At 70.1% G+C, this 22,247-nt stretch carries 19 protein-coding genes; 11 read left to right on the plus strand and 8 right to left on the minus strand.

What is annotated here, in order from left to right:
• Positions 1 to 4 precede the first annotated feature (4 nt).
• The 3 genes from C4V41_RS30365 to C4V41_RS65425 all read left to right on the plus strand — a co-directional run bounded on the left by C4V41_RS30365 (position 5) and on the right by C4V41_RS65425 (position 1,814).
• A complete protein-coding gene (locus tag C4V41_RS30365; RefSeq protein WP_235030481.1) occupies positions 5 to 994 on the plus strand; it encodes an MFS transporter in 990 nt (329 codons plus the stop codon).
• A gap of 199 nt (positions 995 to 1,193) precedes the next feature.
• Positions 1,194 to 1,619, plus strand: coding sequence for a hypothetical protein (locus C4V41_RS30370; protein ID WP_146103834.1), 426 nt, complete (start codon positions 1,194 to 1,196; stop codon positions 1,617 to 1,619).
• 60 nt (positions 1,620 to 1,679) lie between these two features.
• Positions 1,680 to 1,814, plus strand: a complete 135-nt coding sequence (locus C4V41_RS65425) for a hypothetical protein (protein ID WP_268808690.1) — start codon at positions 1,680 to 1,682, stop codon at positions 1,812 to 1,814.
• On the opposite strand, the gene C4V41_RS30375 is transcribed toward C4V41_RS65425, so the two are convergent.
• Positions 1,801 to 3,135, minus strand: a complete 1,335-nt coding sequence (locus C4V41_RS30375) for a lanthionine synthetase LanC family protein (protein ID WP_103959392.1) — start codon at positions 3,133 to 3,135, stop codon at positions 1,801 to 1,803. The genes C4V41_RS65425 and C4V41_RS30375 overlap by 14 nt on opposite strands.
• A gap of 162 nt (positions 3,136 to 3,297) precedes the next feature.
• On the opposite strand from C4V41_RS30375, the gene C4V41_RS30380 reads away from it, so the two are divergent.
• Positions 3,298 to 4,302: an LLM class flavin-dependent oxidoreductase gene (locus tag C4V41_RS30380; RefSeq protein ID WP_103959393.1), complete on the plus strand. Its 1,005-nt coding sequence runs from the start codon at positions 3,298 to 3,300 to the stop codon at positions 4,300 to 4,302.
• Here the strand turns inward: C4V41_RS30380 and C4V41_RS30385 are convergent.
• Both C4V41_RS30385 and C4V41_RS30390 read right to left on the minus strand, forming a co-directional pair.
• Complete coding sequence (locus C4V41_RS30385) at positions 4,299 to 4,658, minus strand: winged helix-turn-helix transcriptional regulator (RefSeq protein WP_103959394.1); 360 nt, start codon at positions 4,656 to 4,658, stop codon at positions 4,299 to 4,301. The two genes, C4V41_RS30380 and C4V41_RS30385, sit on opposite strands and share 4 nt — an antisense overlap.
• A gap of 23 nt (positions 4,659 to 4,681) precedes the next feature.
• Entirely contained in the window at positions 4,682 to 5,707 is a 1,026-nt protein-coding gene (locus C4V41_RS30390) for a LacI family DNA-binding transcriptional regulator (protein ID WP_103959395.1), read from the minus strand.
• 147 nt (positions 5,708 to 5,854) lie between these two features.
• On the opposite strand from C4V41_RS30390, the gene C4V41_RS30395 reads away from it, so the two are divergent.
• The 5 genes from C4V41_RS30395 to C4V41_RS30415 are packed head-to-tail and all read left to right on the plus strand — an operon-like array spanning position 5,855 to position 13,568.
• A complete protein-coding gene (locus tag C4V41_RS30395) occupies positions 5,855 to 7,156 on the plus strand; it encodes an extracellular solute-binding protein (RefSeq protein WP_103959396.1) in 1,302 nt (433 codons plus the stop codon).
• Positions 7,153 to 8,046: a carbohydrate ABC transporter permease gene (locus C4V41_RS30400; protein WP_103959397.1), complete on the plus strand. Its 894-nt coding sequence runs from the start codon at positions 7,153 to 7,155 to the stop codon at positions 8,044 to 8,046. Before C4V41_RS30395 ends, C4V41_RS30400 begins: the two co-directional genes overlap by 4 nt.
• Entirely contained in the window at positions 8,043 to 8,870 is an 828-nt protein-coding gene (locus C4V41_RS30405) for a carbohydrate ABC transporter permease (RefSeq protein WP_103959398.1), read from the plus strand. Before C4V41_RS30400 ends, C4V41_RS30405 begins: the two co-directional genes overlap by 4 nt.
• Entirely contained in the window at positions 8,867 to 9,925 is a 1,059-nt protein-coding gene (locus tag C4V41_RS30410) for a glycoside hydrolase family 130 protein (protein ID WP_103959399.1), read from the plus strand. Before C4V41_RS30405 ends, C4V41_RS30410 begins: the two co-directional genes overlap by 4 nt.
• A 40-nt stretch (positions 9,926 to 9,965) precedes the next feature.
• Positions 9,966 to 13,568 (plus strand): polysaccharide lyase family 8 super-sandwich domain-containing protein, encoded by a 3,603-nt coding sequence (locus C4V41_RS30415; protein ID WP_103959400.1) that lies wholly within the window; start codon positions 9,966 to 9,968, stop codon positions 13,566 to 13,568.
• On the opposite strand, the gene C4V41_RS30420 is transcribed toward C4V41_RS30415, so the two are convergent.
• Positions 13,538 to 14,614, minus strand: a complete 1,077-nt coding sequence (locus C4V41_RS30420) for a pyridoxal-phosphate dependent enzyme (protein WP_200824323.1) — start codon at positions 14,612 to 14,614, stop codon at positions 13,538 to 13,540. The two genes, C4V41_RS30415 and C4V41_RS30420, sit on opposite strands and share 31 nt — an antisense overlap.
• Before the next feature lie 208 nt (positions 14,615 to 14,822).
• Positions 14,823 to 15,497 carry a helix-turn-helix transcriptional regulator gene (locus C4V41_RS30425; protein ID WP_235030460.1) on the minus strand — a complete coding sequence of 225 codons (675 nt, stop codon included), beginning with the start codon at positions 15,495 to 15,497 and terminating at the stop codon, positions 14,823 to 14,825.
• Between the two features lie 172 nt (positions 15,498 to 15,669).
• Between C4V41_RS30425 and C4V41_RS30430 the strand changes: the two genes are divergently transcribed.
• Together C4V41_RS30430 and C4V41_RS30435 are read left to right on the plus strand one after the other, a co-directional pair.
• The gene (locus C4V41_RS30430) at positions 15,670 to 16,263 is read left to right on the plus strand and encodes a PadR family transcriptional regulator (protein ID WP_103959402.1); all 594 of its coding nucleotides are present in this window, start codon (positions 15,670 to 15,672) and stop codon (positions 16,261 to 16,263) included.
• Positions 16,260 to 17,993 (plus strand): sulfatase, encoded by a 1,734-nt coding sequence (locus tag C4V41_RS30435; protein WP_103959403.1) that lies wholly within the window; start codon positions 16,260 to 16,262, stop codon positions 17,991 to 17,993. Before C4V41_RS30430 ends, C4V41_RS30435 begins: the two co-directional genes overlap by 4 nt.
• Positions 17,994 to 18,100: 107 nt before the next feature.
• Here C4V41_RS30435 and C4V41_RS30440 read toward each other — a convergent pair whose 3' ends face one another.
• Genes C4V41_RS30440 through C4V41_RS30450 form a run of 3 tightly spaced genes read right to left on the minus strand, consistent with a single transcriptional unit; the run spans position 18,101 to position 22,015 of the window.
• A complete protein-coding gene (locus C4V41_RS30440; protein WP_235030461.1) occupies positions 18,101 to 19,147 on the minus strand; it encodes a LacI family DNA-binding transcriptional regulator in 1,047 nt (348 codons plus the stop codon).
• Positions 19,148 to 19,202: 55 nt separating this feature from the next.
• The gene (locus C4V41_RS30445) at positions 19,203 to 20,261 is read right to left on the minus strand and encodes an extracellular solute-binding protein (protein ID WP_103959404.1); all 1,059 of its coding nucleotides are present in this window, start codon (positions 20,259 to 20,261) and stop codon (positions 19,203 to 19,205) included.
• A complete protein-coding gene (locus C4V41_RS30450; protein ID WP_200824324.1) occupies positions 20,258 to 22,015 on the minus strand; it encodes a cellulose binding domain-containing protein in 1,758 nt (585 codons plus the stop codon). Before C4V41_RS30450 ends, C4V41_RS30445 begins: the two co-directional genes overlap by 4 nt.
• Positions 22,016 to 22,247 lie beyond the last annotated feature (232 nt).

Below are 22,247 nucleotides of genomic sequence, written 5' to 3' on the forward strand. Positions count from 1 at the left end.
GGCCCTGACCGTCGGCGCCTACCCGCCCGCCGAGCGCGGCAGGGCCGTCGCCGCCTGGACGGCCGCCACCGGGGCCGCCGGCGTGGTCGGCAACGTGGGGGGCGGGCTCGTCATGCAGTATCTGCCGTGGCGGGCGCTCTTCGGGGTGCCGGTGCTACTGGCCGCCGTGCTCGCGGTGCTGGTGGCCGTCATGGTGCCCCGCGCGCCGCGCCACCCCGCCGGTCTGGACCCGGCCGGTACGGCGCTGCTCACGGCCGCGTCGCTGGCGCTGCTCACCGGCATCATCGAAGGGCCCGAGGTCGGGTGGGGAAGCACGCTGGTGCTGACGTCATTCGTGCTGGCGGCCGTGCTGTTCGCGGTCTTCGTCGGCCACCAGCTCCGCTCGCCGGCGCCGCTGCTCGACCCCCGGCTGTTCGCGGTGGCCCGGCTGCGGGCCGGGACGCTGGGCGTGGCGGTGGCCTTCTTCGGGCTGTTCGCGCTGTTCTTCGTCAACGCCCGCTTCCTGCAGGAGGTCAAGGGGTTCTCGCCACTGCTGGCCGGGGTGGCCATCCTGCCGCTCGTGATCCCCATGATCGTGGCGTCGCGGCTGTCCGGCCGCCTGCCGGTGCGTCCCGCCGTCACCGCCGGGCTGGCGGGGGTCGTGGGCGGGCTCGTCCTGATGTCGTTCGCGGACGCGGCCATGCCCTACCCCCTGTACGCCGCCGGGCTCGTCGTCATAGGGTCCGCCGTGGGGTTGTGCCTGCCGGTGCTCTCACACGAGATCATGGCCGCGCTGCCACGCGAGCGCGCCGGCCTCGGCTCCGGGCTCAACAGCGCCACCCGCGAGCTCGGCAGCGCGATCGGCGTCGCCGTCATGGGCACGGTCATGACCACCGGCGGCCTGGCCGCCGGATACCGGGTCGTGGCGGCCGTGGTGCTGGCCGGCGCGCTGCCGGTCGTCTGGTGGCTCAGAGCAGGCGCGGGATGGCACCCACCACTTCCGGGTGGCCGGTGAGCCGTCACGCGGGTGCGGTGGCATGAACGTCCCGCTCGAACGCCAAGAGACACGTCGGCCGCCGTGATCACGCCCGCCGAACTCATCCGGTTCTTCCACCGCATGAATGACCATGCCGTATTTGGCCAACTCCCAGGCGTGCACCGCCGCATCGGCCACATCGCTCCCTTGCCGGCAGGTGTCCGGATGTGGACACGCGATGTTCGTGAACCAGGAGCGGGCCTGGAACGTCCCAACTCGCGGCCGCCCCACCGTCAGGAGCACACAGATGGGCTATCCGCACCAGCCGCAGGACCCGTACCAGCAGTACGGGCAGTCAGGCCCGCAGCTTCCGCAGCCGTACGGCTACCAGCCGCAGCCGTACAGCCGGCCATACGTCCCGATGCCGACGGGGCCGTACTACGGGCCGATCCAGTACGCAACGGTGAAGGAGTTCAACCCGGTCGCGGCGGTCGTTCACGTGCTGCTGTGGATATTCATCCACTCGTGGCTCTGCCTGTTCACGCTCGGGTTGTGGCTGCTCGTCGCCATCCCCGTGTCGTTCCTTGGGTGGCGAGTGACCCGGAGATTCCCGGTACAGCAGGTGCACCACCAGCAGCCGCTCAACCCGCCGCACTACGGCTGAGCCGCAGGGGGACGGTCTCGATCCCCATCCACTCGGCCGGGTCGGGTTGGGCCACTGCCCATGAGCCGGGTGGCCCTCCAGGCCGACGACGTCGAGCCGGTGCCCTACGATGCGCTCGCCGTTCGGCAGCACCTCGGCCGCGTCCAGGGCGGCTGCGACCATCTCACCTCTTCGAGAGGCTTCACCACCGGCTGACACGGGCCGGTGGGACGGGGATCGCGGGGAAGGGGTTGTCGGGCAGGAGCAGCACCCGGCGCGGCCGGTCCGGCTGCCCGGCCGCGTCCAGGTGGAGCAGGGCCGCGCCGATGCCCGCCGCGCCGACCATGTAGCCGGTGTCCGCGCTCACCTCCCCGGGCCGCAGCCGCCGGTACGCCTGGTACCAGCGGTAGCCGCGCCCCTCGTGGTCGGTGGCGCGGGCGACCAGGTCCACGGCGAGCGTACGGGCGAACTCCAGGCAGGAGGCCTTCCCGGTGACCGCCCACAACCCGACGAACAGCTCCACCAGGCCGGCCGTGCCGCAACACTGGCAGGCCACGTTCCAGTAGCCGTCCGTCCTGCGCGGCGGGGCGGCGGTGTCGGCCACGCCGTGCGCCAGCCGTTCCATCCAGTCCAGGTCGGCGGGATCGCCCGTCACCCGGTACAGCTCGTAGAACATCCTGGCCACCCCGGCCGCGCCCGAGCAGAAGCCGGCGTAGTGCAGCTCGCGCGCCTGCGGCACGTGATGCGGGACCATCGCCCCTTCGCCGCCGACCATGCTGACCTCGCGGACGAAGCCGGCGCCGCTGCGCGCGGCACGCAGGAAACGCTCGTCGCCGGTCACTCCGTACAGGCGGGCGAGCAGCGACGACGTGCCGGCGGCGCCGGCCAGGAAGCCGGGGGTGACCGCGTCCGGCGGCGCGCCGTCGACGTCGCCGAGACGGTGGCCGGGAACGGGCAGCCGAGCGATGCGCAGGCCCGCCCGCACCGCCGCCGCCTCGTAGGCGGGCATCCCGAACTGGGCGGCGGCTCGCAGCAGCCCCAGGATGATGCCGCCGTCGCCGCGCTGCGTCGGGTCGTGCGTCCAGCCGAAACCGTCCGCGCCGGTGCGCCCGCCGGCGACGATCGACTCGGCGATGGCCGCCGCCTCGGCGGTGAACCGGTCGTCGCCGAGGATCCACCCGGCCTCCATCAGCGCGATCATCGTGCCCGTCAGCCCGTGGTAGAGCGACAGATCGTCGTCCCGCCGCCAGGTGGCCGCGAGCCACTCGGCCCCGCCCCGCGCGTCCTCCAGGTACGCCTCCTGCCCGGTGGCGACGGCCAGCTCCAGGAAGAACAGCACGATGCCGGCCGCACCCGAATACAGGGATCGAGGCTGCGGCCCGACCGCCGATCGGCCGTGCGGGTCGGGGTTGGCCACCCAGTGGCGGCCGCGCTCGCCGTCGACCCCGGCGGACCTGATCCAGCGCGCCGTCGAGACGGCGGCGGTCAGCGGAGAGGCGGCACGAGCGCTCTTCGGGCGGATCTCGTCCAAGCTCATGGCCGGGACTATGGCACATCTTCCGCCCGAATTCATGGTTTTCCTATAGATTTGATAGGAATTTCGTGCGGCCCAGCGGAAGAGCACCGTGGCGGACGCCGTGCTGCCCGAGATCGGCGATATCGTCCTGCGAACCGGACGCCACCCGAAGGAGTAACGCACATGGCGCTGCGCAAGCTGGGTTTCCTGACGATCGGGCTGTTCGACGAGGCCGATCCCGGGCGCGGCCACGAGTCGACGCTCGGCGTCATCGAGCTGGGCGAGCGGCTGGGCTTCGACAGCGCGTGGGTGCGGCACCGCCATCTGCAGTACGGCATCTCCTCCCCGGTCGCCGTCCTGGCGGCGGCCTCGCAGCGGACCAGCCGCATCGAGCTGGGCACCGCGGTCATCCCCGTGGGCTGGGAGAATCCGCTGCGGCTGGCCGAGGACCTGGCGACGGTGGACGTCCTGTCCGGAGGCCGGCTCAACCCGGGCGTCAGCGTCGGCCCGCCGATGCACTACGACCAGGTCAAGGACGCGCTCTACCCTGACACCGGCGACGTCGAGGACTTCGGCTACGAACGTGTGCGGCGGCTGCTGAGCTTCGTCCGCGGCGAGCCGGCCACCGACTTCAGCGGGGTCGAGGGCTTCGAGGTCTTCTCCGACCGGGTCCAGCCCCACTCCCCCGGCCTCGGTGGCCGGATGTGGTACGGCGGCGGCAGCCTGCGCTCGGCCCGGTGGGCGGGCGAGAACGCCATGAACTTCCTGACCAGCAGTGTGGTGAAGGCGGAGAAGTCCGAGGATTTCGCCGAGATCCAGCTCTCCCACATACGGGAGTTCCGGGCGCACCACCCCGACGGCGACCGCGCCCGGGTCTCCCAGGGCCTCGTCGTCATCCCCACCGACACAGCCTCGTCCGAACAGCGCGCCAGGTACAAGGAGTACGCCGGCAAGCGCACGCCCAGGACCGCCACGCCCCAGGGGCCGGCGCGGATGATGTTCGCGCCCGATCTCGTCGGCGACTCCGCCGAGATCGCCGAACGGCTTCACGCCCATGCCGCCTTCCGGGAGGTCGACGAGGTCGCGTTCGCGCTGCCGTTCACGTTCGAGCACGACGACTATGTGCAGATTCTCACCGACATCGCCACCAGGCTCGGCCCCGAGCTCGGCTGGCGGCCCCGGCCCTAGCGGTTCAGCGAGTCGTACCGGCCGCGGGCCTTCTCGATCTCGTGGTGGTTCTCCACCGTCCAGTCGATCAGCCCCCACACCCTCTCCAGCAGGGCGCGCCCGAGCGCGGTCAGCTCGTAGTCCACCCGGGGCGGCACCACCGGGTGGACCGTCCGGCCGACGAGCCCGTCGCGTTCGAGTACGCGCAGCGCGACGGTCAGCATGCGCTGGCTGATCCCGGGGACGCCCCGCTTGAGCTCGGTGAAGCGCCGCGGGCCGCCGCCGAGCTCGTTGACGACCGCCAGCGTCCACTTGTCGCCGACGCGGTCGAGCACATCCCTGATCTGGCAGGTCATCGTGTCACGAGCCTTGAGCATCGTGTCGGAGCCGCCGAAGTCGTTCAGGGCGACGGTGGCGGCGCGGTCGAGCCGCGGACGACGAGCTCGCTGGTGAGCGTCACGTCCGAGGTGTCCGATTCGCCCTCGATCCAGGCCATGATCGTGCGCGCGCTGAGCGAGCCCCAGAGCAGGACGTCGGTGTGCACGGCGGTGAGCGCCGGCGTGACGAAAGGCGCGATCGGATTGTCGTCCAAGGCGACGACGGAGATGTCGGCGGGCACGGACACGCCCTGACGTGCGGCCTCCTGCATGCCGGCGATGGCCATGAGGCCGTTGGCGAAGATGACCGCGGTCGGCCGGGGGGACAGGCCGAGAAGGGCGGACATCCCCTCGGCGCCGCTCTGACCGGTGAAGTCGCCGGGGATCACCGTGCCCGCGTACAGGCCGCGCGCGGCCAGCGCGCGGTGGAAGGCGCGCTCGCGTTCGAGGCCGTGCACCAGGGCCCGCGAGCCGGAGACCTGGGCGATGCGCTGGTGGCCCAGGTCGGCGAGGTGGTCGACGGCGCTGGTGACCGACGCGGAGTCGTCGTTGCTGACCGCGGGCCCGTCGATGGCCTGCATCGGACGGCCCACGGCGACGTAGGGCATCCCGAGGTCGCGCAGCAGGCCGATGCGGGGGTCGAAGTCGCGCAGGTCGGTGAGGATCATGCCGTCCACGCGGCCCCCGCTGACGAGGCGGCGGTAGCCCTCCTCCTCTTCGGCCTCGCCGCCCACGATCACCTGGGAGAGCAGGGCGTACTTGTGGTGGCTCAGCTCGGCCTCCACGCCGGCGATGAACGGCGCGAAGAACGGGTCGGCGCCGATCAGCTCGGCGGGGCGGGCGAAGACGAGCCCGACGGCGTAGGTGCGCGAGCTGGACAGGCCGCGGGCCTGCTGGCTGGGCTGCCAGCCCAGCTCGGCCGCGACGGCGAGCACCCGCTCGCGGGTCTCCGCGCCGATGCGCCCGCGCCCGGACAGCGCGTACGAAACCGCGCTCTTGGAGACCCCGGCCGCCTGCGCCACATCGTTGATGGTCGGACGCCCCTGCATGGACACCTTTCTTCCCCCGAATGGCCGAAACGATACCTCACACCCTAGCAGAACCGGTTCAACACACACCTGAAACACTCTTGACCCGTACGTTTCACATCTGTACGTTCACGATGCACAACCGGTTCAGCACGGAAGGGACTCCCAGTGTGGATCAATAGAAAGTCCGTCGCGGCGTTGGCCGTGGCAGGCTCCCTCACCATCGCTGGCTGCTCCGCCGAGCGGGGCGGCGCTCCGGCCGGGCAGCCGGCGGGCGCTCAGACGCTCACCATCTGGGCGCCCGCCGGGACGGAGGGCGACTTCGTGCGCAAGGTCGTCGAGAAGTGGAACGCCGGCCACGCGACCAAGTTCGTCGCGCAGGACCTGCCCGCGGCCACCGCCTCGGAGGACGGCATCGCCGCGGCGGTGGCGGCCAAGAGCACCCCGGAGATCCTCATCGGGGCGTCCACGGCACAGGCGCCGTCGCTGGCGGAGTCCGGTGGCATCCTGAATCTCAGCAAGGAGTTCCCCGACGCCGAGAGCTTCGTGACGGAGCGTTCGGGCCAGGCGATCCTCGACGGCTACCGCGCCGCCGACGGCTCGCTCTCCATCGTGCCGTGGCGCACCAACCCGGTCATGGTGTTCTACAACAAGGCCCTGCTGAGGAAGGCCGGGCTCGACCCGGAAAAGCCGCCCGCCACCTACAGCGAGTATCTGGCCGCCTTCAAGGCGCTCAAGGCCGCCGGCATCGCACCCATCGCCCAGTCGATCGACCAGACCTGGTGGCACCGGAACTTCGACTGGTACCCCACCTACCTGGCGGCGGCCGGGCACGGCCTGCTGACCGCGAAGGTCGACGCCTCGGCGTTCAACGAGCAGGCCGGCGTGGAGTCGATGACCTTCTGGCGCGACGTCTTCGCCAAGGGCTACAACGCGCGCAGCAGCGCCGGCCTGGACGACACCAACCCGTTCAACCAGGGCAAGAGCGCGTTCTACTTCTCCGGCCCGTGGAACATCCCCAGCATGACCAAGGAGGTCACGGCCGAGGCGGGCATCAGCACCGTGCCCGTGCCCGACGCCAAGGCCACCGGCACCGTGACCACGTACGGCGACATGAAGCACGTGGTCATCTTCTCCACGGCCAAGGTCAAGACCGCGTCATGGGAGTTCGTGAAGTTCTACCTCAACGCGGACAACGACGCCGCGTTCCTGTCGGACATGAAGCAGATCCCGCTGCGCACCTCGCTGGCCGGCGACGTCGGTGAGGCGTTCTTCAAGGAGAACCCGCTGCTGGTGCCGTTCGTCGAGCAGGCCGGCAGCGTGCTGGACCTGGACCTGTCGACCAAGACCATCGACGTGCTCACGGCCCTGTCGACCGCCTACCAGAGCGCCGCGATCTACGGCGAGCAGCCGGTCGCCGAGGCCCTGAAGCAAGCCGCCGACCAGGTCGACCAGCTCGTCGGGAAATGACCGGCATGACCGTGGGCGCCAGAGGAGGCAAGCCCCACAACCGCGGCTCCTGGCTGTACACGCTGCCGTACGCGGTGTTCTTCCTCACCTTCATCGCCTACCCGCTCGGGTTCGCCATCTACATGTCGCTGCACGAGTGGGGCCTGATCTCCGGTGACAGGCCGTGGGTGGGCCTGGGCAACTTCCTCACCCTGTTCCAGGATCCGCTGTTCCTCACCTCGCTCGTCAACACCTTCGTCTACCTGGCCGTCAACCTCCCGCTGACGCTGGTCTGCGGGATCGCGCTGGCCGTGGCGCTCAACGCGAGCTTCCCCGGCCGGACGTTCTTCCGCACGGTCTACTTCCTGCCGTACGTGACCTCGACCGTCGTGGTGGCGCTGCTGTGGAAGTGGATGTTGTCCACCGACGACGGGATGCTCAACGGTTTCCTGAAGGTCCTCGGGTTCGACGGGCTGCCGTGGCTGACGAGCACGTGGCTGGCCATGCCCACCATCGCGGTGGTGGTGACGTGGAAATCGCTCGGCTTCTACGTGCTGCTGTTCCTCGGCGGGCTGCAGACCATCCCGAGGTCGCTGGAGGAGGCGGCGGTCACCGACGGCGCAACCTGGTGGCAGCGCTTCCGGCACGTCACGCTGCCCGGCCTGCGGCCCGCGATCGCCCTGGTGATCGCGCTGTCGACGATCACCGGTTTCCAGGTGTTCGCCGAGCCTTACCTGATGACCGGCGGCGGGCCGCTCAACTCCACCATGACTCCGGTCCTCTACCTGTACCAGAAGGGCTTCCAGTCGCTCGACTTCGGCTACGCGGCCGCCATCGGAATCGTGGTCGCCCTCGTGGTCGTCGCGGTGGTCCTGCTACAGCGCCGTTTCCTGGAGGAACGCACAACGTGACGCGCATCGTCCGCTACACGATCCTGGCCCTGGGCGGGCTGATCTTCCTGTTCCCGTTCTACTTCATGATCATCACCAGCGTGTCGCCGCCCGGCTCCACGGGTTCCCTCGTGCCTGCGTCACTCGACTTCAGCACCTGGACGTTCATCTTCGCCGAGCTGCCGATCACCTGGAACCTGCTCAACTCGGCCGTCTACACGCTGGGCGTCGTGGCCATCACGCTCGTGATCGGCTCGATCACCGGCTACGCGCTGGCCCGGCTCAGCTTCCGCGGCAGGGACACGCTGTTCGCGGTGATCCTCTTCACGCTCGCGCTGCCGTTCCAGCTCCTCATGGTGCCGCTGTTCATCATGGTCAGCGAATGGGGCTGGGCTCGGCCCGGCCCGGGGAACTACCTGGCGCTGATCTTCCCGATGGCCGTCAACGCGACCGCGATCATCATCTTCCGCCAGTTCTTCCGCGGGCTGCCGCAGGAGCTGTTCGACGCCGCCTACCTCGACGGCGCCGGGAACCTGCGCATCCTGTGGAAGATCGCGATCCCCCTCACCAAGCCGGCGTTCCTGATCGCGACCCTGATCACGTTCATCGGGCCGTGGAACGACTTCCTGTGGGGGCTGCTCGTCGTCCGCGACGCCTACTGGCAGCCGCTGTCGGTGGCGGTCGGGATTCTCGGCTCCGGCGCCCACGCCACGGCCGGGGGCGGCAACTACTGGGGCACGGTCACGGCCGCGTCGACGCTGCTCGCCGTGCCGGTGATCGTGCTGTTCATCGCTTTCCAGCGCTACTTCGTCCGTGGCGTCATCGAAGACGGGATCAAGGGATGACCTTTCCATACCGCCTCGTCCGGGCCGGCGTGCTCATGGCCCCGGACGCGGACGAGCCCTTCGAGGCCGAAGGCGTGCTGAACCCCGCCGCCGGCTGGGGGCCGGACGGGCATCTCTACCTGCTCCCCCGGCTCGTCGCGCGGGGCAACGTCTCACGGATCGGCCTGGCCAGGGTCGAGGTGGTGGACGGGGTTCCGGCCGGGGTCCGGCGGGAGGGCGTGGTGCTGGCTCCCGACCGCGGCTGGGAGCGCGGCGCGGGCAACGCCGGCGTCGAGGATCCGCGGGTCACGCACCTGCCGGTGCTCGGACTGCACGTGATGACGTACGTCGCCTTCGGGCCGCTCGGCCCCCGGCTCGCGCTGGCCACCTCCGCCGGCCTGCGGGAGTGGCGGCGGCTCGGGCCGGTCCAGTTCGGCTACGACGACGGCCTGGACGTGGATCTCAACCTCTATCCCAACAAGGACGCCGTGTTCTTCCCCGAGCCGGTGATCGCGCCCGACGGTACGCCCAGCCTGGCCATGCTGCACCGGCCGATGTGGGACCTGGGCACGATCCGCCCCGGCCAGGGCTCTCCCCTGCCGTCCGGGCTGCACGACGACCGGCCGGGAATCTGGATCAGTTACGTGCCGCTGGCCGAGGTCGCGCTCGACCCCACGGCCCTGGTACGGCTGCGCGGTCACCGCCTCGTGGCCCTGCCCGAGTACCCGTACGAGGAGCTGAAGCTCGGTGCGGGACCGGCGCCGATCCGCGTACCCGAGGGGTGGCTCATGCTGCACCACGGCGCGGCGGGCACGATCAGCGACAACCCGTTCGACCAGCAGCAGGGCGCCGTCTACTCGGCCGGAGCCATGATCCTCGACGCGGACGACCCGGCGCGCGTCCTCACCAGGTCCAAGGAACCCCTCCTGAGCCCGGAGACCATCGACGAGGTGTCCGGAACGGTGCCCAACGTCGTCTTCCCCACCACCGCCGCCGACATCGGCGGCACTCTGTACGTCTTCTACGGCATGGCCGACACGAAGATCGGCATCGCCCGGCTCGAACGCACCCGCTGACGCCTCCCCGCACGACCGCCCCACCCCAGAGAAGGCACCGATGAGATTGCGCCTGCCCGTCTTACTCGCCCTCGCCCTGCTGCTCCCCCTCATCACACCCGCCCAGCCCGCCTCCGCGGAGCGGAATGTCTCCGTGGAAGAGGACATCTCCGTGATGACGGCACGCGCCCGCGACCAGCTGATCTCCCTCGGCGACGACATCCACATCTGGAACGGCAACGTCATGGCCCGCGCCTCGCAGGCGCTCGACTACGTCGCCTCGCTGCGCCCCGACGGGTCGTGGGCGGACGTCGACTACGCCGACCGGACCAACTCCGCCAACGGCGCGACGTGGAAGCCGTCCATCGCGCTGAGCCGCATGAACGCGATCGCGCAGGCCTACCGGACCCCGAATCATCCGGGTGCGGATGATCCCGCCCTGCTGGACGCGCTCAACCGGTCTCTCGTGTACTGGGAGCGGGCCGATCCCGGCGGCAGGAACTGGTGGGACACCGAGGTCGGCGAGTCCATGGTGATGGGGCGCGTCTCACTCCTGACGGGCGACCGGCTCGCCCCGGACGCGCTCGACCTGGCGTTCAAACACAACACCGGCATCGCCGACCCGATCGGGGCGAACGGCTCCTGGCGTACGCAGAACTATCTGTTCGAGGCGCTCAGCAGGCAGGACCCGGCCACCATCAGCACGGGCCTGCGGACCATGGCGAAGGCCCTGGCGGTGAACCACACCGGTTCGTCCACCGAGGCCGTCCAGGTGGACGGGAGCTTCTGGGCACACGGCGCGCAGTTGTACAGCGAGGGCTACGGCATGATCCTCTTCAACAGCGTCGCCATCTGGGCGGACCTCGCCCGCGAGACCTCCTTCGCCTTCACCCGGGCCGAGCTGGACGCGGTCGCCGACTACATCCTGGGCGGGACGCGGTGGATGGTGCGGCGCGAGTTCGGCCTGCTCTACCTGGGCTACCGGCCGGCCAGGACGGTGCAGGGCGTCTCCACCGGGGCCGCGGAGTTCATCGTGCCCCTTCAGGCGATGATACGGACCGACGCCCTGAACGCGGCCGCCTACCAGCGCATGCTCGACAACATCATGGGCACGGCGGCCTCCAACGGCACGGAGGGGAACAAGTATTTCTGGCGGTCGGAGTTCAGCGGCCACGCCCGTCCCGGCTATTCCATCTACACCCGGCTCAACTCGGCGCGGACCGTGGCCGGCGAATATCGGTCGACGCTCCGGCCCGAGATCGGCAACGAGATCGAGTGGAACTCCGCCGGCGCGACCGCCATCCAGGTCGACGGTGACGAGTACACCGGCCTCTTCCCCGTCTTCGACTGGTACCAGTACCCCGGCGTGACCAACCCGTACCAGCTCAAGACGACCGCAGGGGTCAGCGCCAACGCGGGCACGTTCGTCGGCGGCGTGTCCGACGGCAGGTACGGCGCGACCACCCTCCAGCTCGACAAGGGCCAGACCAAGGGCACCAAGAGCTACTTCACCTTCGACGACGAGATGGTGGCGCTCGGCGCCGACATCTCCTCCTCCGCGACCGGGCCGGTCTACACCACGCTCAACCAGGCGGTCGCCCGCGGCACCACGTCCGTGGACGGCGCCGCGGTGCCGCACGGCACCGACCGCGGCGCCCGGGACGGCGCGACCTGGGCCTACAACGACAAGACCGGATATGTCATGCCGGACGGTGGCGCGTTGCGCGTCTCCAGCAAGGCACGGACAGGAAGCTGGATCGGCCATGAGCCGGTGAGCAGGAACGTCTTCACGCTCTACGTGGACCACGGGGTCAAGCCCGGAAACGCCGGCTACGCCTACATCGTCCTGCCCGGCGCCTCCGAGGCCAGAACCCGCGCCTACGCCCGGCAACCCGCCGTACGCGTCCTTCGCAACGACGCCGACGTCCAGGCCGTCACGCACGCCGGTCTGGGCCGCACCATGGCCGTGTTCACCAAGCCGGGCACGCTCGATCTCGGCAACGGCCGGACCCTGTCGGCCGACCGGCCGAGCCTGGTGATGCTCGACGGCCCGGGCTCGAACCCGAAGGTGACCGCCTCCGTCCCCGACGTGCCCGGCGCCACTCTCACGGTCACCCTCACCCTCACCAGATCGGGCAAGTCCCGGTACGCCGTCTTCGAGCTGGGCTCGGGCGCCGAGCTCGGCAAGCCGGTCACTCAGGAGCTCACCGACACCCCTGACCTTCCGGACCGGCGGCTCACCGCCGGCACGGCCGTGACCGCGCCGGCGCTCGCGGGCGACGGCGACCCGGCGACGAGCTGGCGCTCGGACCGCCAGGACTTCCAGTGGCTGCGGTACGAGCTTCCCCGAGGATCCCTGCTCACCGGTGTCCGCCTCACGTGGGGCAGGCGGGCCGCCACCAGGTACGTCGTTCAGAGCTCTCTCGACGGCGTGACCTGGAAGGACCATGAGTTCGTCACGAACGGCACCGGCGCGCAGGTGAACACGCCGGTCGCCGGGGAGCCGGCCCGGTTCGCACGGGTGCTCATGCTCTCGGGCCGCGGTGGCTACGACGTCGCCGAGATGTCGGCCACCAGCGTCGTCAACCTCGCTCAGGGCCGGCCCGCCGGCGCCGATGGCAGCACGGGAGACCGTACACCGGCCATGGCCGTGGACGGCAGCATGTCGACCCGATGGCAGGGCCTGAACACCGACTCGACCTGGCTGCGGGTGGACCTCGGCGCGCGGAAGACCCTGCGCACCGTCCGGCTGAGCTGGGAGAGCGCCTTCGCCAGGCAGTACGCGCTGCAGGTCTCCGACGACGGCACGACGTGGACGGACGTCTACCGGACTCCCGCGTCGGGCAGCGACGGCGGGCCGGATGTCCTGCCCGTCCAGGCCACCGGCCGCCACCTGCGCGTCCAGACCCTCCAGCGGGACAGCACGCAGTACGGGCCGTCACTCTGGGAGATCGAGGCGTTCGCGGAGGAGCGGGTGCCCGGACCGCCGGCGCCGTCCCGGGAGAACCTGGCACTGAACCGGCCGGTCACGGTGGACTCCTCCTATGCCGACGCCGTGCGCGCGGCGCTGGTCAACGACGGCAACGCCACCACCCGCTGGGCCTCTCAGCGCGAGGACCCGCCCATCACCCCCCGCTGGGTCCAGGTCGACCTGGGCCGGACGCGCCCGGTCAGTCAGGTGAAGCTCCTCTGGGAGGCGGCCACCGCCACGGACTACACGGTCAAGATCTCGGCCGACGGCGTCCAATGGACGGAGTTCGCCCGCGTGCGCAAGCCGCAGACCCGGCTGACGGACACGATCGGCCGCTCTCCCCTCGAAGCCAGGTACGTGCGCGTCGAGGGCGTCCCCGCCACCCGGTACGGGCTGTCGATATGGGAGCTGGAGGTCTACAGCGGCTATGACCTGAGCTGCGAGCCCACCACCCTGGAGACCGGCAGGCCCGGCACCGTCAACGCCCACCTGACCCCGTGGACCGCCACCGGCCAGGTGAGGGTGGAGGCACTCGGACTCTCCGTCTCCGGTCCCGCCGTGGTCGGTGCGGACGGCCGGATCGAGATCCCGGTGACCGCCGGCCCGCCCGGCTCGGCGGCGCTGCTGCTCACCCATACCGGCGGCCCGGAGTACGCGCTCTGCTACGTCGACGTGAGCGGCCCGAGCACCTGACGGCAGGCGGTCTCGGCGAGCCGGGCCATCACCGCGCCCGCCTTCAGGCCGGACCCGGTGACGATCGCGACCACCTGGTCGTCCGGCGTGATCTGCCCGGAGGCGGCGAACCGCCGAAGCGCCGGAACGATCTGCGCGCTCGTCGGCTCCGTGTAGATCCCGGTGCGGGCCAGCTCCAGAACGGCCGGCCCGAGGTCGTTCTCAGCGACAGCGGTCGCCGCGCCCCCGCTCGCCCGGATCGCGGCCAGGACCTCCCGGTCGCGTACCGGGCGCGCGATGGAGGTGCCCTCGGCCATGGTCGGAGTCCAGTCCCCCGGGCTCACTTCGTCGTCGCCGGCCTGCAGCGCGGCCACCAGCGGACCGCAGCGCGCGGGCTGACTCACCAGGATCCGCGGGACCCGGCTGATCGCCCCCGCCCGATGCAGCTCGCCGAACCCGATGGCGCATCCGAGGACCAGGCTGCCCGCCCCGGCCGGGGTGACGATCACCGAGGGGGCGGTGAACCCGAGGTCCTCCCAGATCTCGTAGGCGATCAACTTGGTGCCTTCGAGAAACTGCGGGTGCCAGTTGTGGCTGGAGTAGAACACCGACCGGGACCGGCGTAGCGCCTCGTCCGCGGTGTCCTGACGGGATCCGGGGATGAGCTCGACCGAGGCGCCGTGCAGGCGGCTCTGCGTGATCTTGGACGGCGAGGTCGTCTCCGGGGTGAGGATGGTGGCGCGCATCCCGGCGGCCGCGGCGTAGGCGGCCACCGACGAGCCGCCGTTGCCGCTGGAGTCTTCGAGGATCGCCTTCACTCCCTGTGCTCGCAGGGCGCTGACCATGACGGTGGTGCCGCGGTCCTTGAAGCTGGCCGTCGGGTTGACGGCCTCGTTCTTGAGGAGGACCCGCAGGCCGGCCAGCTCGCGCTCCAGCAGCGGCGTCCGGCCCTCGCCCAGGCTCACCGGTGCCAGCTCCGGCAGGGCCAGGGCGGCCGCGTAGCGCCACTGCGACGGTGCGGAGGTGTCGACGTCGCCGGGACCGATGCCGGGAAGCTCGCCGACCATGAGCGGGGAGCCGTCGTCGCCGCACCAGCGGGGCTCGTCGATGGCGTATCGCCGACCGGCGCGGTCGTACAGGGCGGGCTGAGCGGTGATCAGGGGATTCTCCTCTGCGATACGTACGGACGGGAACAGCGGCAGAGCGGGATCAGTTGACGGCGGCGATCGCCTGCACTTCGGCCGCGGAGCCGTCGTGCGGCCCCGGCGCCCTGCCTCATTTCGCGTAGTTGTAGACGGTCGCCCGGGACACCCCGAGCAGATCGGCGATCGTGCGGGCGGCGTCGCGGGACTCGAACCAGCCCTCGTCGTGCAGTTGCCGCACGAGGTCGCGCTTGACGTCCTTCGGCAACGAGCGCGGGCCGACGCCACGCTCGGCCGCCAGTTTCTCGACGGCCTGGCGCAGCTCGCGACTGGTGCGGCCGCCGAGGGTCTCCAGCGGATGGTCGCGCTGCCGAACCTCGGTCGCGACCAGGTTGGCCAGCGTCAGCGTCAGCGGGGACAGCACCGACACGTCGAGGTTCAGGCACAGGGCGGCGATGTAGTCGCCCGCCGCGTTCTTGATCCCGATGGAGGTGCTCTTCGCCGGCCTGCCGTCGGGAAACCGGTTGGCGTAGTTCTGGATGACGCCCGGGTATTCGGGGTCGCTGATCCGGCGCAGCCCGAGTTCGGTGGCCGGGTCGCCGACCTGGCGGCCGGACAGGTTGTTCTCGATCCGGCGGATCGAGTGCTCGGGGTCGCGGAGGTCGTGCAGCACGACCTCGCACAGCCCCGGGAACATCTTGCCGAGCGCCTCGGCGATCTTCTCCGCCTCGCGGATGAGATGGAGATCCGAGTCCGTGCCCTGCGACGGCTGCTCTCCGCCCCCATCGACCTCGGCTTCGCGCGCCACGACCTCCTCCTTCCGGACGGCCCGGACACGGAAGCGGTCCCAGCCCATTCAAGACATATTTTCCAAATCTAGATAGAAAGTCTACATCGTAGACAGATCATGACACTTGTGCCATGGTGACTTCGTTCCACTTGTGGCACGGTCACCTTGGTCACGACGACGGGCACGTCTGATGAAGCTTGAGATTCTGCTCCTCGGAGCCCTGCTCAACCGCCCCAGCACGGGCTACGAGCTGAAGAGGTTCTTCGACACGCGTGGTCGTTTCCAGCGTTCGAAGACGACCATGAGCCAGGCGTACCGGACGCTGGCGACGATGGAGGAGCGCGGCTGGGTCGAGCACACGATCGAGGAGCGCCCCGGGGCGAGCAACGCCAAGCGCTACCACGTGACCGAAGAGGGCCACACGGTCTTCATCGACTGGCTGAACCGCCCGTACAACCCTCCGACGCGGGTCGGCGACCCCGACCTTTACGCGCGGCTGGGCCATGCCGGCTTCATGACCGCCGAGCAGGTGATCAACCTGCTCGACATCGAGATCAACACCCGGCTGGGCGAGGTGGCGCGCTATCGCCATCGTGATCGCACCCGGTTCGACGAGCCCCCGCCGGGCTACGACGTCGAGCTCGGCGGCCAGATGGACGAGTGGCTGCATCGGCAGGGGGCCGCGGCGATGGACCGCCACATCGCCGCACTCACCGAGCTGCGCCGGCGCCTCCTCGACGGGGAACCGCTCAGCCCGCTGCCCGCCGAGGAGGCCGTGCGATGAAGGCGATCATCCTCATGTTCGACAGCCTCAACCGGCACCTGCTCGCGCCGTACGCCGACACCTTCGTCGACGCGCCCAACTTCGCGCGCCTGGCGGCCAAGGCCGTGACGTTCGACAACTTCTACGCCGGGTCGATGCCGTGCATGCCCGCGCGCCGCGAGATGCACACCGGCCGCTACAACTTCCTGCACCGGAGCTGGGGGCCGCTGGAGCCGTTCGACGACTCCATGCCCGAGATGCTCAAACGAGCGGGCGTGCACACCCACCTGGCCTCCGATCACCCGCACTACTGGGAGGACGGCGGCGCGACCTATCACACCCGCTACAGCACCTGGGAGTTCTTCCGCGGTCAGGAGGGCGACCCGTGGAAGGGCGTCGTCGGGGAGAGCGGGATGAGGCGCCAGGACGCGATCAACCGCACGTACATGGCCACCGAGGCGGAACACTCCCAGACCCGCACCGTCGACGCCGGCCTGCACTTCCTGCGGACCAACGCGCACGCCGACCGGTGGCTGCTGCAGATCGAGCTGTTCGACCCGCACGAGCCGTTCTTCACCCACCAGCACTACAAGGACCGCTACCCGCACGACTACGACGGGCCCGCGTTCGACTGGCCGCCGTACCAGAAGGTCCTCGAACCCAAGGACCAGGTCGAGCACGCCCGCTACGAGTACGCCGCCCTGGTCACGATGTGCGACCGCTCGCTCGGGCGGGTGCTGGACTTCATGGACGAGCGCGCCATGTGGGACGACACCCTGCTCATCGTCAACACCGACCACGGCTTCCTGCTCGGCGAGCACGGCTGGTGGGCCAAGTCGGTGATGCCGTGGTTCAACGAGCTCGTCCACCTGCCGATGTTCCTGTGGGACCCGCGCACCGGCGGCCGGGACCGGCGGCGCGGCGCGCTCGCCCAGACCATCGACATCGCGCCGACCGTGCTGCGTTACTTCGGCCTGGAGCCGACCCCCGACATGCAGGGCAACGACCTCGCCACCACGCAGGGCCATGAGGCGATGCTGTTCGGCATCCACGGCGGGCACGTCAACGTCACCGACGGCCGCTACGTCTACATGCGCGCCGGCAAGACCCGGGACAACGGCCCGCTCGAAGAGTTCACGCTCATGCCCACCCACATGCGCGCCCGCTTCTCCGTCGGCGAGTTGCAGACGTGGGAGCCCGCCGAGCCGTTCACCTTCACCAAGGGCGTACGCACCATGCGCCTGCCCGCCACCCCCGGCTGGATGAACCCGTGGCAGCACGGCACCCTGCTGTTCGACCTCCACACCGACCCGGCCCAGGAGATCCCGATCGTCGACGACGACGTCGAACTCCGCATGATCGAACTGCTGCGCCGGCTCATGATCGACACCGACGCGCCGCCCAGCCAGTTCGAGCGCCTGGGCATCCCGCGCGACGGCGACATCACACCAGAACATCTCCTCGTACGCGAGCAGCGAGACCGCGCCGCCGACACCGCCGCCCCGCTGCCCCCGGAGGCCGACCTCCAAGCCCCGGACCTGCTGCACGCTCCCCTCCTGGACCTCTTGCAGATCACCGGAGCCAAGGACGTCCTCATGCGTGAAGCACCCGCGCTGGTGCAGTCGGAGCTGCTCTCCGCCCCCCTGTCCCTGAGCCTCATGGACCTGGCCCGTTACGGCCAGGTGCCCGCCACGTCACTGCGCCGCATCGACGAGCAACTGAGCCTCCTTCCCCGCGCCTCAACCCCCTGAGGCTCCACCGGCCTCCTGCTCTCGATCCCGTACGTCAGCCATCCATCCCCTAGGAAAGGTCGAAATGACCGGCACCCCGATCAACGGCCGGCTCGGACCTGTGTCCTTCATGAGGCGGGAGGTGCGGTGCTTTCGCGGATCTTGAGGGTGGTGGCCAGCTCCAGGCCGACCTGCGAGGTCTCCTCGCCGCGTCCCAGGGCGAGCGCCAGCTCGGTGGCGGCCGCCGCCATCTCGGTGAGCGGCTGGTGGACGGTGGTCAGCGGCGGGTGGATCAGGGCGGCGACGGGCAGGTCGTCGAAGCCGACCACGCTGAGGTCCGCCGGGATCCGCAGCCCCGCCGTCCGCGCGGCCTGGTAGACGCCGAGCGCCTGCAGGTCGTTGCAGGTGAAGATCGCCGTGGGCCGTTCAGGGCGGCCGAGCAGGTCGAGTGCGGCCGTGCGGCCGGCTTCCGTGGTGAGATCGGTGCGGACGACCAGGTCGAGGTCCACCGCCAGGCCGGCCGCCTCGATGGCGGAGCGGTAGCCGTCGAGGCGCGCCCGGCAGCACAGCACGTGGTCAGGGCCGCCGATCATCGCGATGCGCCGATGCCCCAGCCCGAGCAGGTGGCGGGTGGCCGACCGGCCCCCCGACCAGTTCGTCGCGCCGACGAAGGGGACGTCGTCGGGCAGCTCGGCGGTGGGGTCGAAGACCACGAACGGGATGCCTCTGGCGCGCAGCTGGTCGCGCTGCTCCTGCGAGAGCTGGGCCACGGTCACGATGCAGGCCGGACGGCGGGACAGGGTGTCGTCGCTGGGGTAGGTGAGGGTGTCGCGTTCGGGGCCGAACTCCGTGAGCACCACCCCGACCCGGTGCCGTCGGGCCACCTGCTCGACACCGCGGATGATCTCGATGCCCCACAGGTCCTCGAGTTCGTCGAAGACGAGTTCCATCAGGTTGTTGCGGTTGGTCCTGCGGTACCCGTACTCGTTGATCAGCGCCTCGACGCGGGCGCGCGTGTCCGCGGACACGCCGGAACGGCCGTTGATGACCTTGGAGACCGTGGGGATGGACACTCCGGCGCTCTCGGCGATGTAGGAGATCGTCACCGGCCTGGCCGGATCACCTCGCGGGCCCTCCCGGTCGGCGACCGGCTCCCCCGTCTCGGCGTATGACAACCTGGCTCCCCTTCTCACCGGCGCGGACCCGTTCCCGGCGCAAGAATAACGCGGCCTAGCCGTGCTCCAGGGGCTCGTAGTCGAACCAGTCGAACCCGACCGTACCGGTCGCGGCGTACATGCCGATCACCCGGCCGGTGAAGCCTCCGGCCACCTCCGTGGACAGGTAGCGGCCGTCGAGTTCGGCGAGCACGTCGAACGTGCCGTCCGGCCGCTCGACGCCCAGGCGCAGGACGTCCGGCTCCTGGCACGGGTGCCGGACGCCGGGCGGTGAGGCGAGCACATCGATCGGGGAGAGCAGGTACGGCCACAGGTCGTCGAACGCCCACCGGCCCGCCTTGGCATCGGTGAGCGCCTCGCCGAGGGCGAACAGGTCCTCGGCGGACCTGACCTCCGCCGAGACGCCGGCCTTCTCGAAGAGGTCCTTGCGGTAGAAGAGGTAACCGGGGAAGTTGCTGGTCGTCGAGTAGGACGGGATGCCGTACAGCCTGCCGTTCCACACGGCAGCCTGCCACGCGGACGTGGGGATGTTGGCCAGGTTCGGATACGTGGCGATCTTGTCTCCGGACAGGTACGGCGTCAGGTCGGCGAACCGCTCGACCGCGGTGCCCAGGTTGAGCCGCTGGTTGACCCAGGACGGAATCTGGGTCCAGTCCGGCAGTCTCCCGGAGGCGAACAACGCCGGCAGGGCGTCGACGTAGGTGTTGCCGTCGGCGGGCCGCATCCTCAGCGTGGCGCCGAGCGCCGCGTTCACCGCGTCATAGTACGAATTGCCGTTCGATGGCGGGATGGCTCCCCACAGCGGGGTCCGGGTCACATACGTGCCGCCGGAGCCGGGCACACCGGTGACGGTCTGTACCGGGTCGGCCGGGTAGCTCAGGAACGCCGGATCGGAGGCCGCCCCGCCGGCCCCGGCCACGCTGGGGATGTCCGGTGTGACGGATTTGCTGGGCATGTACGCGGGCAGGGCCCGCTTCAACTGGTCCGCGCCGGTCGTGCCCGGTCCGCGGCGGCCGGGCGTACCGGCCGAGCCGCAACCTGTCGTGACCATCGCACCGGCGACACCCGCGAGCACACCGCGGCGGGAGATCAGGGCCGGCCCTTCCGCTGTCATGGACGAACCGCCTCGGAGATCTGACCGGTGGTACAGGCGGCCCCGTTGAGCGCGAAGCCGGTGGGGTTCGCGTTGTTGCCGGTCCAGGTGCCCTGGAAGCCGAACGACTGGGAGCCGCCCGCCGGGATGGTGGCGTTGTAGGAGGCGTTGGTGGCGGTCACCGCCGCGCCGCTCTGCGTCACGCTCGCGTTCCAGGCGTTGGTCACCTTGGTGTCGCCGGGGAAGGTGAAGGTGAGCCGCCAGCCGTTGACCGGGCCGCTACCGGTGTTGCGGATCGTCGCGTTCGCGGTCAGCCCGCCCTGCCATTCGTTCTTGGTGTAGTCGACCTGGCAGGCGCTCGTGCCGCCGCCGCTGCCCGCGCGCAGTTGGACGACCACGATGGAGTAGGCGGGCACGGTCTGCGTGGCGGCCGTGCCGGTGGCCGCCGAGCCGATCGACGAGGCGTTCTTGCGGTACGAGTACACCGTCGGGGTCGCCGATGACGGGGTGAAACCGCTGTAGGAGAGGTCGACCGTGACGTCGTTGCCCGGATCCTTGTTGATCAGCATGACGTTGACGTCGCCGTTGGCCCGTTTGACCGCGTGGGCGGACAGCAGCGGGCCGGAAGAGGTCGCCCGGACCAGCGCGTCGCCCGGCCCGCCGAGCTTGGTGATCATCTGCAGGCCGTAGTACGGCGGGAACGGTGTGTTGGCCGGCGGCTCGCAGGTCTCGCCGCTGGACACGATGCCGCCGTCGTTGTAGTCGGTCGCGCCCTGGATGACGGTGACCTTCTGGCAGTCGGTGCCGTTGCGCAGGTTCCACCAGTCGATGGTGAACGCGCCGTTCTCCATCCAGGTCAGGTAGGCGTCCGGTGCGTACAGGCCGGAGGGAGAGGTGTTCAGCGCGAAGTTGGAGCTCTCCTCGGTGACGGCGATGCCGACGTGCGGGCCCGCGTAACGGTTGATCAGATCCCGTAGCGCCCTGGTCATGGTGGAGATCTCGGCCTGCGGCTTGGTCAGCAGTTCGCCCTCGTTGGTGCTGTACGGGTAGTGGTGCACGATGACGAAGTCGACGCGCGAGCCGGCGATGGACATGACCGTGTTGTTCCAGTCCTGCGTGTCGCCGGGGCCGACGATGCCGTCCGGCCAGTTGCCCGGCGTGGTCAGCACGGCGCCGATCTTGATGGTGGGGTCCACGGCCTTCATCGCGGTGACGTACTGCACCAGGTTGGTGGCGTACGTGGCAGGGCTCTTGCTTGCGTGCTTGTCCAGCTCCCATTCGGCGCCGTAGTGGCCGTTGCCGTAGACCTCGTTGCCGATCTCCCAGTACTTGATGCCGTAGCCCTTGGTGACGTTGGCGTACCGCACCCAGTCGGCGGCCTCCTGGGCGGTGCCCGAGCCGTAGTTCGCGGTGACGATCGGCTGGGCGCCGGCGGCCCGGGTGGTGGCCACGTACTTGTCGAACTCGGTGTTGGCGGCCATGTACCAGCCGTTCTCGGTGGTGTGGGTCTGCCAGTGGTAGCCGTCGGCGTAGCTGCCGCCCGGGTAGCGGACGGCGGTGACGCCCGCGTCCTTCAGCAGGGTCGAGGTCACCGGATCGTTCATCCGGCCGTCCCACACCGCCACGTTCATGCCGACGCCGACGGCGGGGATGGTGGCCAGCGCCTGTCCCGCGTCGATCGAAACCGTGGCGGCCGCGGCGCCGGATGCCGGCAGCGCGGTGACCGAGGGTAAGCCGACGAGGACGACCGCGAGGGCGATGAGGCATCTCCGCACGGAACTTCTCATCATGCCTCCAGAGAAAGTTTCGTCGATCAGAAGAGATAATTTCTGAGCGGAGAGTAGGTAGGGCGGAACGACGTCGTCAACGACACGGCGCTGCCCGGGCGCTTCCCGGAGAGAGCGGTCGGCCAACGTGCTGGTCAGCTGCGCCGATTCGGCAACCGCCACCTGAAACTTTCCTGTGCCCTGACACCTTCGATCGGCATGGGCGCGGCATCTCTCGCCG

The sequence above is a fragment of the Nonomuraea solani genome (genome assembly GCF_900108335.1).
Taxonomy (GTDB): domain Bacteria; phylum Actinomycetota; class Actinomycetes; order Streptosporangiales; family Streptosporangiaceae; genus Nonomuraea; species Nonomuraea solani.

Excerpts from the sequence above, each read along its gene's own strand:
- C4V41_RS30370 (WP_146103834.1), top strand. The coding sequence starts at position 1,194 with ATGTTCGTGAACCAGGAGCGGGCCTGGAACGTCCCAACTCGCGGCCGC.
- C4V41_RS65425 (WP_268808690.1), top strand. The coding sequence starts at position 1,680 with ATGAGCCGGGTGGCCCTCCAGGCCGACGACGTCGAGCCGGTGCCCTAC.
- C4V41_RS30375 (WP_103959392.1), bottom strand. The coding sequence starts at position 3,135 with ATGAGCTTGGACGAGATCCGCCCGAAGAGCGCTCGTGCCGCCTCTCCG.
- C4V41_RS30380 (WP_103959393.1), top strand. The coding sequence starts at position 3,298 with ATGGCGCTGCGCAAGCTGGGTTTCCTGACGATCGGGCTGTTCGACGAG.
- C4V41_RS30385 (WP_103959394.1), bottom strand. The coding sequence starts at position 4,658 with ATGCTCAAGGCTCGTGACACGATGACCTGCCAGATCAGGGATGTGCTC.
- C4V41_RS30390 (WP_103959395.1), bottom strand. The coding sequence starts at position 5,707 with ATGCAGGGGCGTCCGACCATCAACGATGTGGCGCAGGCGGCCGGGGTC.
- C4V41_RS30400 (WP_103959397.1), top strand. The coding sequence starts at position 7,153 with ATGACCGGCATGACCGTGGGCGCCAGAGGAGGCAAGCCCCACAACCGC.
- C4V41_RS30410 (WP_103959399.1), top strand. The coding sequence starts at position 8,867 with ATGACCTTTCCATACCGCCTCGTCCGGGCCGGCGTGCTCATGGCCCCG.
- C4V41_RS30415 (WP_103959400.1), top strand. The coding sequence starts at position 9,966 with ATGAGATTGCGCCTGCCCGTCTTACTCGCCCTCGCCCTGCTGCTCCCC.
- C4V41_RS30420 (WP_200824323.1), bottom strand. The coding sequence starts at position 14,614 with ATGGTCGGCGAGCTTCCCGGCATCGGTCCCGGCGACGTCGACACCTCC.
- C4V41_RS30430 (WP_103959402.1), top strand. The coding sequence starts at position 15,670 with ATGAAGCTTGAGATTCTGCTCCTCGGAGCCCTGCTCAACCGCCCCAGC.
- C4V41_RS30435 (WP_103959403.1), top strand. The coding sequence starts at position 16,260 with ATGAAGGCGATCATCCTCATGTTCGACAGCCTCAACCGGCACCTGCTC.
- C4V41_RS30445 (WP_103959404.1), bottom strand. The coding sequence starts at position 20,261 with ATGACAGCGGAAGGGCCGGCCCTGATCTCCCGCCGCGGTGTGCTCGCG.